The sequence below is a fragment of the Tessaracoccus flavescens genome, from assembly GCF_001998865.1.
Taxonomy (GTDB): Bacteria; Actinomycetota; Actinomycetes; order Propionibacteriales; family Propionibacteriaceae; genus Arachnia; species Arachnia flavescens.
In genome coordinates, this window is sequence record NZ_CP019607.1 from 3,044,604 (window position 1) to 3,056,950 (window position 12,347).

The following is a 12,347-nucleotide window of genomic DNA, read 5'->3' on the forward strand; positions in this document are numbered from 1 at the left end:
GGGCTTCGGTTCTGGGATGGATTCCTTTGAAAATATTGATTGAAGTCCAGTTTTGGACTTTGTCAGTATCAAACTAGTTGACAGTTATTGGCTGCCCTTCTTTTTGGGGTGGTTTTGCTGATATTTTTTCAACGGAGAGTTTGATCCTGGCTCAGGACGAACGCTGGCGGCGTGCTTAACACATGCAAGTCGAACGGTAAGGCCCCTTCGGGGGTACACGAGTGGCGAACGGGTGAGTAACACGTGAGTAACCTGCCCTTGACTCTGGGATAACATCTGGAAACAGGTGCTAATACCGGATATTCAGCTTCCTCTGCATGGGGGTTGTTGGAAAGCTCCGGCGGTCAAGGATGGACTCGCGGCCTATCAGCTTGTTGGTGAGGTAATGGCTCACCAAGGCTCCGACGGGTAGCCGGCCTGAGAGGGCGACCGGCCACATTGGGACTGAGATACGGCCCAAACTCCTACGGGAGGCAGCAGTGGGGAATATTGCACAATGGGCGCAAGCCTGATGCAGCAACGCCGCGTGCGGGATGACGGCCTTCGGGTTGTAAACCGCTTTCATCCATGACGAAGCGAGAGTGACGGTAGTGGAAGAAGAAGCACCGGCTAACTACGTGCCAGCAGCCGCGGTGATACGTAGGGTGCGAGCGTTGTCCGGATTTATTGGGCGTAAAGAGCTTGTAGGCGGTTTGTCGCGTCGGGAGTGAAAACTCAGGGCTTAACCCTGAGCCTGCTTCCGATACGGGCAGACTTGAGGAAGGTAGGGGAGATTGGAATTCCTGGTGAAGCGGTGGAATGCGTAGATATCAGGAGGAACACCAGTGGCGAAGGCGGATCTCTGGACCTTTCCTGACGCTGAGAAGCGAAAGCGTGGGGAGCAAACAGGATTAGATACCCTGGTAGTCCACGCCGTAAACGGTGGGTACTAGGTGTGGGGGACATTCCACGTTCTCCGTGCCGCAGCTAACGCATTAAGTACCCCGCCTGGGGAGTACGGCCGCAAGGCTAAAACTCAAAGGAATTGACGGGGCCCCGCACAAGCGGCGGAGCATGCGGATTAATTCGATGCAACGCGAAGAACCTTACCTGGGTTTGACATATGCCGGAAACATCTAGAGATAGGTGCCCCTTTATGGTCGGTATACAGGTGGTGCATGGCTGTCGTCAGCTCGTGTCGTGAGATGTTGGGTTAAGTCCCGCAACGAGCGCAACCCTCGTCCTATGTTGCCAGCGGGTAATGCCGGGGACTCATAGGAGACCGCCGGGGTCAACTCGGAGGAAGGTGGGGATGACGTCAAGTCATCATGCCCCTTATGTCCAGGGCTTCACGCATGCTACAATGGCCGGTACAAAGAGCTGCGAGCCTGTAAGGGTGAGCGAATCTCAGAAAGCCGGTCTCAGTTCGGATTGGGGTCTGCAACTCGACCCCATGAAGTCGGAGTCGCTAGTAATCGCAGATCAGCAACGCTGCGGTGAATACGTTCCCGGGGCTTGTACACACCGCCCGTCAAGTCATGAAAGTCGGTAACACCCGAAGCCGGTGGCCTAACCCTTGTGGGGGGGAGCCGTCGAAGGTGGGACCGGTAATTAGGACTAAGTCGTAACAAGGTAGCCGTACCGGAAGGTGCGGCTGGATCACCTCCTTTCTAAGGAGCTTTTGGCAGTCCCGCTTTTTTGTGGGGTTGTCCATTGCCTGGTTCCGAAGCGAACGTTTTCGGTCAGGCGAGCTACCGGAATGTGGAACATTGACCTGCGGCCATTGTGATGCTTGTTCAGTGAGTACAGCCTGCCTTTTTGGGTGGGAGTGGAAAGTTGGTGGGTGGATCGTGGTCTGAGCACGCTGTTGGGTCCTGAGGGGTCGGTTGTTTTTGCAACGCTCTCTTGCGGACCAGTGACTGATGATGCCCGGTTGGGTGTTGGATGTTCTGGGCTCGCCCGTATCTTGAGAACTTCACAGTGGACGCGAGCATCTTTGTAGATTTAACAAGCTACTAAGTGCGATCGGTGGATGCCTTGGCACCAAGAGCCGATGAAGGACGTTGTAACCTGCGATAAGCCATGGGGAGCTGGTAAACGAGCTTTGATCCGTGGATTTCCGAATAGGGAAACCTTGAAATACCGGAGTCATGTCCGGCAACCTCTGCCTGAATATATAGGGCAGTTGGAGGGAACGTGGGGAAGTGAAACATCTCAGTACCCACAGGAAGAGAAAACAATAGTGATTCCGTGAGTAGTGGCGAGCGAAAGCGGAAGAGGCCAAACCTCATTTGTGTGATAGCTGACAGGCGTTGCAGATGGGGTGTTGTGGGGCCGTTCGGACTGCGCTGTCGAGCAGTCAGAGAGTAAGAAATGATCAGTGAAGTCGAAGTTTCTGTGAAAGTTACAGCATAGAAGGTAATACTCCTGTAGATGTAACCTGGTCACTCTCGAGCGTTACCCCAAGTAACACGGAACCCCTGAAATTCCGTGTGAATCTGGCGGGACCATCCGCTAAGCCTAAATACTCCTTGGTGACCGATAGCGGACAAGTACCGTGAGGGAAAGGTGAAAAGTACCCCGGGAGGGGAGTGAAATAGTACCTGAAACCGATCGCATACAATCCGTCGGAGCCTGCCTTTGGGTGGGTGACGGCGTGCCTTTTGAAGAATGAGCCTGCGAGTTAGTGGTACGTGGCGAGGTTAACCCGTGTGGGGAAGCCGTAGCGAAAGCAAGTCCTAATAGGGCGTTTTAGTCGCGTGCTCTAGACCCGAAGCGGAGTGATCTATCCATGGCCAGGTTGAAGCGACGGTAAGACGTCGTGGAGGACCGAACTCACTTGGGTTGAAAACCGAGGAGATGAGCTGTGGATAGGGGTGAAAGGCCAATCAAACTCCGTGATAGCTGGTTCTCCCCGAAATGCATTTAGGTGCAGCGTCGCGTGTTTCTTACCGGAGGTAGAGCACTGGATGGTCTAGGGGGCCCACAAGCTTACCGAAATCAGCCAAACTCCGAATGCCGGTAAGTGAGAGCGCGGCAGTGAGACAGTGGGGGATAAGCTTCATTGTCGAGAGGGAAACAGCCCAGATCATCAGCTAAGGCCCCTAAGCGTTAACTAAGTGGAAAAGGATGTGGAGTTGCGGAGACAACCAGGAGGTTGGCTTGGAAGCAGCCACCCTTGAAAGAGTGCGTAATAGCTCACTGGTCAAGTGATTCTGCGCCGACAATTTAGCGGGGCTCAAGTTAACCGCCGAAGCTATGGCATTCACACATGTGACGGTAACGTCGTGTGGATGGGTAGGGGAGCGTCGTGTGCGCGTTGAAGCGGCGGGGTGACCCAGTCGTGGAGAGCACACGAGTGAGAATGCAGGCATGAGTAGCGAAAGACGGGTGAGAAACCCGTCCGCCGAATATCCAAGGGTTCCAGGGTCAAGCTAATCTGCCCTGGGTAAGTCGGGACCTAAGGCGAGGCCGACAGGCGTAGTCGATGGACAACGGGTTGATATTCCCGTACCGGCGAAGTATCGCCCCTGCTGAGGCGAGTGATGCTAAGCATGCAAGGTCTGGTGATGTCTTCGGACGGATCCAGGCTGAGTCTGTGACCCGAACTCGTATTAGGCAAGCTGCGGAGGGACGCAGGAAGGTAGCTCTTCCCGGTCATGGTTGTACCGGGTCAAGTGTGTAGGGCGAAACGTAGGCAAATCCGCGTTTCATTGAGCCTGAGACATGATGTGTCATCAGATTTTCCTGATGTGAGAGTGATCCTATGCTGCCTAGAAAAGCTTCGTGAGCGAGATACTAGCCGCCCGTACCCCAAACCGACACAGGTGGATAGGTAGAGAATACCAAGGCGATCGAGAGAATCGTGGTGAAGGAACTCGGCAAAATACCCCCGTAACTTCGGAATAAGGGGGACCTGATACGTATAGCATTTACTGTGAAAGCGTTGAGGGTCGCAGAGACCAGGCCCAAGCGACTGTTTACTAAAAACACAGGTCCGTGCCAAGTCGAAAGACGATGTATACGGACTGACTCCTGCCCGGTGCTGGAAGGTTAAGGGGAAGGGTTAGCCTTTGGGCGAAGCCTTGAACTTAAGCCCCAGTAAACGGCGGTGGTAACTATAACCATCCTAAGGTAGCGAAATTCCTTGTCGGGTAAGTTCCGACCTGCACGAATGGAGTAACGATTTGGGCGCTGTCTCCACCACGAACTCGGCGAAATTGCACTACGAGTAAAGATGCTCGTTACGCGCAGCAGGACGGAAAGACCCCGGGACCTTTACTATAGTTTGGTATTGGTGATCGGTGTGACTTGTGTAGGATAGGTGGGAGACTTTGAAGCTTGGACGCCAGTTCAGGTGGAGTCGCCGTTGAAATACCACTCTGGTCACTCTGGTTATCTAACCTAGGTCCATTATCTGGATCAGGGACAGTGCCTGATGGGTAGTTTGACTGGGGCGGTCGCCTCCTAAAAGGTAACGGAGGCGCCCAAAGGTTCCCTCAGCCTGGTTGGCAATCAGGTTTTGAGTGTAAGTGCACAAGGGAGCTTGACTGCGAGAGAGACATCTCGAGCAGGGACGAAAGTCGGGACTAGTGATCTTCTGGTGGCACATGGAAGCGCCAGGACTCAACGGATAAAAGGTACCCCGGGGATAACAGGCTGATCTTGCCCGAGCGTCCATAGCGACGGCATGGTTTGGCACCTCGATGTCGGCTCGTCGCATCCTGGGGCTGGAGTCGGTCCCAAGGGTTGGGCTGTTCGCCCATTAAAGCGGCACGCGAGCTGGGTTTAGAACGTCGTGAGACAGTTCGGTCCCTATCCGCTGCGCGCGTAGGAGTCTTGAGAAGAGCTGTCCTTAGTACGAGAGGACCGGGACGGACTAACCTCTGGTGTGCCAGTTGTTTACCAAAAGCACGGCTGGTTGGCTACGTTGGGAAGTGATAACCGCTGAAAGCATCTAAGCGGGAAGCACGCTTCAAGATGAGGGCTCCCACAGATTAATCTGGTAAGGCCCCCTGTAGACCACAGGGTTGATAGGTCGGATGTGGAAGTGCAGTAATGCATGGAGCTGACCGATACTAATAGGCCGAGGGCTTGTTTCTACAAAGATGCTACGCGTCCACTGTGAGGTTCCCGAGATACGGTCGGGAACACGCAAATTCGAAGAACTCAATACTGTTCATCGTTCGTGTTATCGACACTATTTCCATAGTGTTTCGGTGGCCATAGCGAGAGGGAAACACCCGGTCCCATCCCGAACCCGGAAGTTAAGCCTCTCAGCGCCGATGGTACTGCGGCGGGGACGCTGTGGGAGACTAGGACGCCGCCGGACTTCTTTTAAAGGACCCCCAACCCAAGTGGTTGGGGGTCCTTTGCATTTCCCCACCGTTTCGTGGACCACGAGCGCACGTGCTGGGTCGTGGTCGACCGACGGCCACCGTCACCGGCGCCGGCCACCGATCTGTGTCAGAGCCAACTCGTGGCGGCGGGCTCGGGATCGGGTTTCCAGGCGAACCTGCCGTGGTTGGGTGCGTTGGATTGGTTGTGTGTCTCGCCCGTTGATATGCGGCGGGCCAGGTCAGCTCTCCAGGCGGGGATGGACTCCCTCACCGGGTTAGGTGAATGTGGGACCAGCCTGGGAGAATGGTGGGTATGGCTAATGAAGATCGGTCGTCAGGCTCCCACGAGGGCGAGCAGCGCCGAAGGCGCGATGGAGGCGGCTACGGTCGCCGCGACGACCGGCAGGGAAGCGGAGGTCGCTCAGGAGGCCGTCGCGACGATGACCGTCGTGGCGGGGACCGTCGCGGTGGGTACCAGGGTGGAGACCGTAAGCCCTACCGTCGCGACGACGAGCGTGGCGGCGACCGCCGTTCATTCTCCCGTGACGATGATCGCCGTGGTGGTTACCAGGGCGGGGACCGTAAGCCGTACCGTCGCGACGACGAGCGTGGCGGCGACCGCCGTTCGTTCTCCCGTGATGATGACCGCCGTGGTGGTTACCAGGGCGGGGACCGTATGCCGTACCGTCGCGACGACGAGCGTGGCGGCGACCGCCGTTCGTTCTCCCGTGATGATGACCGCCGTGGTGGTTACCAGGGCGGGGACCGCAAGCCCTACCGCCGCGACGACGAGCGCGGCGGCGACCGCCGTTCGTTCTCCCGTGATGATGACCGCCGTGGTGGGTACCAGGGCGGGGACCGTAAGCCGTACCGCCGTGATGACGAGCGCGGCGGTGGGTACCAGGGTGGAAACCGTAGGCCCTACCGTCGCGACGACGAGCGTGGCGGCGAGCGCCGTTCGTTCTCCCGTGACGATGACCGTCGCGGTGGTTACCAGGGCGGGGACCGTAAGCCGTACCGTCGCGATGACGAGCGTGGCGGCGAGCGCCGTTCGTTCTCCCGTGACGATGACCGTCGCGGTGGTTACCAGGGCGGGGACCGCAAGCCCTACCGCCGCGATGACGAGCGTGGCGGCGAGCGCCGTTCGTTCTCCCGTGATGATGACCGCCGTGGTGGTTACCAGGGCGGGGACCGTAAGCCCTACCGTCGCGATGACGAGCGTGGCGGCGAGCGCCGTTCGTTCTCCCGTGATGATGATCGCCGTGGTGGTTACCAGGGCGGGGACCGTAAGCCCTACCGTCGCGATGACGAGCGTGGCGGAGACCGCCGTTCGTTCTCCCGTGACGATGACCGCCGTGGTGGCTACCAGGGCGGGGATCGTCGCTCGTTCTCCCGCGGTGATGACCGCCGCGGCCCGCGTCGTGACGATGACCGTCGCGGGTTCGACCGTGACCAGGGCGAGGAACGCGAGCGTCACCTGCACCCCGGCACGCTTCCCCGTGCAGACGAGCCCGACACCCCTCGCGACTTCGTGGAGAGCGAACTGCCCATGGGAGTGCGGGCCGAACTGAAGGGGCTGCCCAAGGATCTCGCCGACACGGTCGGCGCCCACATCTGGGCCGCCGGCCAGCTCGTCGACGAGGATCCCGAGCTCGCCTTCCGGCACGCCGAGGCGGCCCGGCGAAGGGCCGGACGCCTTCCGATCGTGCGCGAAGCCGCGGCCGAGACCGCCTACGCGGCGGGGGAGTACGCCATCGCGCTGCGGGAGTTCCGCGCCATTCGCCGGATGAACGGCGGGGACGATCTCCTGCCCGTGATCGCGGACTGTGAGCGAGCCCTCGGGCGTCACCGTGAGGCCCTCGCGGTGCTGGCCGAGCTCGACCCGAACACCCGCAACGTCGACCTGCGCATCGAGTGCCTCCTCGTCGAGGCAGGCATCCGTGACGATCTCGGCCAGCGCGCCGAGGCGCTGCGCCTGCTGACCGCCGCGATCGGCCGCAAGATCGGTTCACACTCGGCGCAGGCGAGGCTCCGCTACGCCTACGCCGACCTCCTCGAGCAGGAGGGCAACGTCGACGCGGCCCGCGAATGGTTCACCTCGGCGGCCTCGTACGACCGCGACAGCGCCCTCGACATCTCGGACCGGCTCGCCGCCATCGACGGCGTCGTGCTCCCCGACTTCACACCAGAAGATGAGGAAGACGACGACGAGTTCGGCGACGAGGACGACTCAGAAGACGAGGGGGACTTCGATGACGAGGAGGACTCCGACGACGAGGACGACTCAGAAGACGAGGGCGACTTCGACGACGAGGACGACGAGGAAGAGCTCGAGGACGAGGAGGGCGAAACCGACCCGATCGGCGACCCCGAGCCCGCCCGCGACGCAGACCAGGTCGACGGGTCGGCGGAGGCCACCCCGGTCGACAACGCGGAGGCGGCCGACGATAGCCTGAAGTCCGAAGACGACACTGAGGAGGACTCCGACCGATGAAGGCCCTGGGAGAGCACTACGACGCCGCACTGTTCGATCTGGACGGCGTGATCTACCTCGGGCCTTACGCCATCGACGGAGTTCCCGACGCGCTCGCCGAGCTCCGCTCCCGTGGCGTGCATCTGGGCTACGTGACCAACAACGCCGCGCGGACGCCGGCAACCGTTGCGGAGCACCTCGTCGAGCTCGGCATCGACGCGGCCGAGGCCGATGTCGTCAACTCCACCATGGCGACGCTGCGCATGCTGGGCGACGACCTGCCGACCGGCACCCGGATCCTGGCGGTCGGTACCGACGCGCTGCGTGAGCAGCTCACCGGGGCGGGATTCACGCTCGTCGACTCGCTCGATGCGGAGCCCGCGGCGGTCGTCCAGGGATACCACCCCGACATCGCCTGGCCGAAGCTCGAGGAGGCGGCGCTCGCCGTTCAGCGGGGTGCGGCCTGGTACGCGACCAACCCGGACCTGACCCGCCCGTCCGACCGGGGGATCGTGCCCGGCCTCGGAACCCAGATCGCCGTCGTGCGCGCCTGCGTCTCAGTGGACCCGCAGATCGCGGGCAAGCCCTTCAGGCCGCTGCTCGACGAGACCGTGCTGCGGATCGGCGCGGAGCACCCCATCTTCGTGGGCGACCGCACCGACACCGACATCCTCGGCGCCAACAACGTGGGCATGGACTCGCTGTTCGTCTTCACAGGCGCGCACGGCAAGCACGACCTCGCCGCAGCGGCCCCCGAGTACCGCCCGACCTACATCGGCTACGACGCCGCCGCTCTCCTCGAGCCGCCACGCGAGGCCGAGTTCCATGGCCAGCGCTACGTGTGCGGGTACCAGGAGGTCGACCTGGCGGAGGGCGCCGCCTACCTGTCGACCCGTCCCGACACCCGCGACGAGCAGCTCGACGCGCTCTGGGCCGCGCTGCAGGCCGCGTGGCGATTCGAGATCGACATCAGCGCCGTGCTCAATTCCCTGGACACGCTTCGGTGAACATCCCCACCCCTCGCAGCGCCTTCGCCGCCGACGAGAACCGCAGGGCGCTCGTCGGCGAGACGATGGACGCCCTCGAGGGACTGGACGAGTTGCCGCTCGAGGAGCAGACGCGACGGTTGACCCGGGCGCAGGCGATCCTCGCGGGTGTGCTCAGCAACGACCCCGATGTGACCCGTCCGGGGCTTCCCGGCGTCGAAGGGTGAGGCTCGACCTCGCGCTCGTCGAGCGGGGCATCGCCCGCTCACGCAACCATGCCGCCCAGCTGATCGCCGACGGACGGGTCACCATCAACACCAGGCCTGCAGCCAAGCCGTCCCAGCCCGTCGCGCCAACCGACGAGATCTCTGCCGAGGTCGAGCGCTGGGTCTCGCGTGCCGCGCACAAACTGCTCGGCGCGCTCGACGACACCGGCCTCCAGATCCCCGCCCGCGTGCTCGACGCAGGTGCCTCGACGGGGGGCTTCACCCAGGTGCTCCTCGAGCGAGGGGCGCGATGCGTCCATGCCGTCGACGTGGGACACGACCAGCTCGTCGCCGAGCTTCGCCGGGACCCGCGGGTGGTGGTCCATGAGGGGCTCAACTTGCGCGACCTCACGCTCGACCATCTGGGGGGTGAGCCCGTCGACCTTGTCGTCGGCGACGTGTCATTCATCTCGCTTCGCCTGCTGCTGCCACGACTGCTCGGCGTGCTGAACCAGGACGGCGAGGCGCTGCTGCTGGTCAAGCCGCAGTTCGAGGTCGGGCGCGAGAGGCTCGGCTCCGGGGGCGTTGTCCGGGATGCCGCGCTGCGCCGCGAGGCGGTCGACGCCGTCTGCGCTGACGCCGCCGAGCTCGGCTGGCTCGAGCGTTGGCGAGGGGAGTCGCGTCTTCCCGGATCGGCGGGCAACGTGGAGTTCTTTGTCCGGCTCACTCGGTAGGCTGGGCTCGTGAAGCAGCGAACCGTGGCCGTGCTCGTCCACCCCGAGCGGGAGGAGGCGACCGACAAGGCCGTCCAGTTCATGGAGTCGCTCGATGCCATGGGGTTCGAGTTCCTCGTCTTCGACGGCGACCTCGAGCGACTCAGCGCGCTCGTCCCCGACGCGGAGCTGCGCGCCCTCGACCACCATCCAGCCGAAATCGCCGTCGTCTTCGGCGGCGACGGCACCATCCTGCGCGCGGCGGAATGGGCGCTCCCGCTCGGCGTCCCGCTGCTCGGAGTCAACCTCGGCCACGTCGGATTCCTCGCCGAGATGGAACCCTCTGACCTCGAGGAGTTGCCATCGGTCGTCGCCGAGCGGCGCTACGACGTCGAGGAGCGCACCACCCTCAAGGTCGAGGTCCGCAATCCCGAGGGCGAGCTCACCTGGAGCTCGCCGGCCGTCAACGAGGTGTCCCTGGAGAAGCTCGCCCGTGAACGGATGCTGACCGTCCTGGTCAGCGTCGACGGGCGCCCACTCTCACGGTGGGGCTGCGACGGCGTGCTCGTGTCCACCCCGACCGGCTCGACGGCCTACGGCTTTTCTGCCGGGGGCCCGGTCGTGTGGCCGGACGTCCAGGCCATCCTGATGGTGCCGCTCGCCGCGCACGCGCTGTTCAACCGCCCGATGGTGCTCAGCCCCTCGTCGGCGGTGACGCTCGACATTCCCGAGGATGCGGGAACCGGCGGCATCCTCTGGTGCGACGGCCGGCGCAGCCACGAGCTCGAGTTCGGGGAACGCGTCACCATCACCTCGAACTCGCAGCGCGTCCGGATCGCCCGGCTCGGGGAACAGCCGTTCACCACCCGCCTGGTCAAGAAGTTCGCCCTCCCCGTCGAGGGCTGGCGGAAGCGCAGCGAGGCCTGATGCTCACCTCGCTGCGGCTCGACGCCTTCGGCGTGGTCGATGCGTCCGAACTCGAGCTCGGCCCCGGCCTCACCGCCCTGACTGGTGAGACCGGCGCAGGCAAGACCATGATCGTCTCCGGCCTCGGGCACCTGCTCGGCGCCCGGGCCGACGCGGGCATCGTCCGCCGCGGTGCCGACAGGGCGGTCGTTGAGGGACGCTGGGAGGTTCCGGAGGGGTTCGCGGACCGGGTCGCGGAAGCGGGGGGTGACGTCGAGGACGGTGAGCTGATCACCCTGCGTCAGGTCAACGCCAACGGCCGCTCCCGCGCCGTCGTCGGAGGAGCGGCCGTGCCTGTCTCGACGCTCGGCGAGCTGCTGAGCGAGATCGCCACCATCCACGGCCAGTCTGGCCAGATGCGGCTCTCCACACCCGAGCGCCAGCGTGAACTTCTCGACGCCCGGGCCCGACCCGAGGAACTGCCCCGCTACCAGGCGAACTTCGCCGAGCGCCGCTCGGCGGCCGCGGAGCTCGAGCGCCTCGAGGCGGAGGCGATGGCGCGCGCACGGGAGGCCGACATGCTGCGCTTCGGGCTCGACGAGATCGACACCGTCACGCCCCAGCCCGGCGAGGACGATGCGCTCGCCTCCGAGCAGGCGAAGCTGATGGACCTGGACGAGCTGCGCCGCCTCGCGGGCGAGAGCCATGAGGCCCTCTCCGGAAGCGAGACGGACTACGACGCACCGAGCGTCGTGTCGCTGACGGGGACGGCCCGCAAGCAACTCGCTGATCTCGCCGATCGCGATCCCGCCGCCGCCCAGCTCTCCGCCCGCGCCACCGAGCTCGGCATGCTCGCCACCGACCTGGCCGCGGAGGTCGCCGGCTATCTCGACGACCTCGTCGCCGATCCCGCCCGGCTCGAAGCGGTGGGAGAGCGCAGACAGCAGCTCGCAGGGCTCACCCGCAAGTACGGTGCGACCATCGACGAGGTCATTGCCTGGGCCGCATCGTCGGCTGCGCGGCTGGCAGACCTCGACGGCAGCGACGACCGGATCGTCGCTCTCCGCGCCCGCATCGCGGAACTCGACGCCCTGCTCGCCTCGGACGCCGCCGCCATCTCCAAGGCACGACATGCGGCCGCAGGCGAACTTGCCGACGCCGTGAAGCTGGAGCTGGCCGCCCTCGCCATGCCGCACGCGGAGCTGCGCTTCGACATCAGCGACGCGCAGCTCGGCCCGCACGGGGCAGACCGGATCGAGCTGCTCTTCTCGGCCAACCCGGGCTCCGCGCCTGCGCCGCTCGGAAAGGTTGCCTCCGGGGGCGAGCTGTCGCGCGTGCGCCTCGCGCTGGAGGTCGTGCTCGCCGAGGCCGAACAGGGCCACACCTTCGTGTTCGACGAGGTCGACGCGGGCGTCGGCGGCGCGGTCGGGCTCGAGATCGGCCGAAGGCTGCAAAGGCTCGCCTCGACCAGCCAGGTCATCGTCGTGACCCACCTCGCGCAGGTCGCCGCCTTCGCCGACGCGCACTTCGTCGTGGCAAAGGCCTCCGACGGTCAGGTCACGACCTCGGGTGTGCGGCGCCTCGGCGATGAGGAGCGCAGGCTCGAGCTCGCCCGGATGATGGGCGGCAGCACCGACTCCCAGGCAGGTATCGAGCATGCCGCCGAGCTCCTGGACTCCGCCCGGCGCGCCTGAGCGCCGCCCGGCACGGTCCGCGTGCGTGGGCTGATCCCTCCTGAGCGCCGT

Annotated in this window: 7 protein-coding genes and 3 rRNA genes; 9 read left to right on the forward strand and 1 reads right to left on the reverse strand. The window is 63.5% G+C overall.

Annotated features, from left to right (window positions below; genetic code table 11):
- Positions 1-128 precede the first annotated feature (128 nt).
- The 3 genes from BW733_RS14775 to rrf all read left to right on the forward strand — a co-directional run bounded on the left by BW733_RS14775 (position 129) and on the right by rrf (position 5,311).
- Positions 129-1,649 (forward strand): 16S ribosomal RNA (locus tag BW733_RS14775).
- 335 nt (positions 1,650-1,984) lie between these two features.
- Positions 1,985-5,081, forward strand: a 23S ribosomal RNA gene (locus tag BW733_RS14780).
- Positions 5,082-5,194: 113 nt separating this feature from the next.
- A 5S ribosomal RNA gene (gene rrf / locus BW733_RS14785) occupies positions 5,195-5,311 on the forward strand.
- The 16S, 23S and 5S rRNA genes sit together here, the layout of an rRNA operon.
- A 539-nt stretch (positions 5,312-5,850) precedes the next feature.
- On the opposite strand, the gene BW733_RS18005 is transcribed toward rrf, so the two are convergent.
- Positions 5,851-6,801: a hypothetical protein gene (locus BW733_RS18005; protein WP_152024743.1), complete on the reverse strand. Its 951-nt coding sequence runs from the start codon at positions 6,799-6,801 to the stop codon at positions 5,851-5,853.
- A 48-nt stretch (positions 6,802-6,849) separates the two neighbouring features.
- Here BW733_RS18005 and BW733_RS18010 point away from each other — a divergent pair, with 48 nt between their 5' ends.
- Genes BW733_RS18010 through recN form a run of 6 tightly spaced genes read left to right on the forward strand, consistent with a single transcriptional unit; the run spans position 6,850 to position 12,296 of the window.
- Entirely contained in the window at positions 6,850-7,812 is a 963-nt protein-coding gene (locus BW733_RS18010; RefSeq protein WP_152024744.1) for a hypothetical protein, read from the forward strand.
- Positions 7,809-8,798 carry an HAD-IIA family hydrolase gene (locus tag BW733_RS14795; protein ID WP_077351669.1) on the forward strand — a complete coding sequence of 330 codons (990 nt, stop codon included), beginning with the start codon at positions 7,809-7,811 and terminating at the stop codon, positions 8,796-8,798. The genes BW733_RS18010 and BW733_RS14795 overlap by 4 nt, the downstream gene beginning before the upstream one ends.
- Positions 8,795-9,004, forward strand: a complete 210-nt coding sequence (locus BW733_RS14800) for a hypothetical protein (RefSeq protein ID WP_077351671.1) — start codon at positions 8,795-8,797, stop codon at positions 9,002-9,004. Before BW733_RS14795 ends, BW733_RS14800 begins: the two co-directional genes overlap by 4 nt.
- The gene (locus BW733_RS14805) at positions 9,001-9,717 is read left to right on the forward strand and encodes a TlyA family RNA methyltransferase (protein ID WP_077351673.1); all 717 of its coding nucleotides are present in this window, start codon (positions 9,001-9,003) and stop codon (positions 9,715-9,717) included. Before BW733_RS14800 ends, BW733_RS14805 begins: the two co-directional genes overlap by 4 nt.
- 9 nt (positions 9,718-9,726) lie before the next feature.
- Complete coding sequence (locus BW733_RS14810; RefSeq protein WP_077351675.1) at positions 9,727-10,623, forward strand: NAD kinase; 897 nt, start codon at positions 9,727-9,729, stop codon at positions 10,621-10,623.
- Complete coding sequence (gene recN / locus BW733_RS14815) at positions 10,623-12,296, forward strand: DNA repair protein RecN (protein WP_077351677.1); 1,674 nt, start codon at positions 10,623-10,625, stop codon at positions 12,294-12,296. Before BW733_RS14810 ends, recN begins: the two co-directional genes overlap by 1 nt.
- The last annotated feature ends 51 nt before the right edge of the window (positions 12,297-12,347 follow it).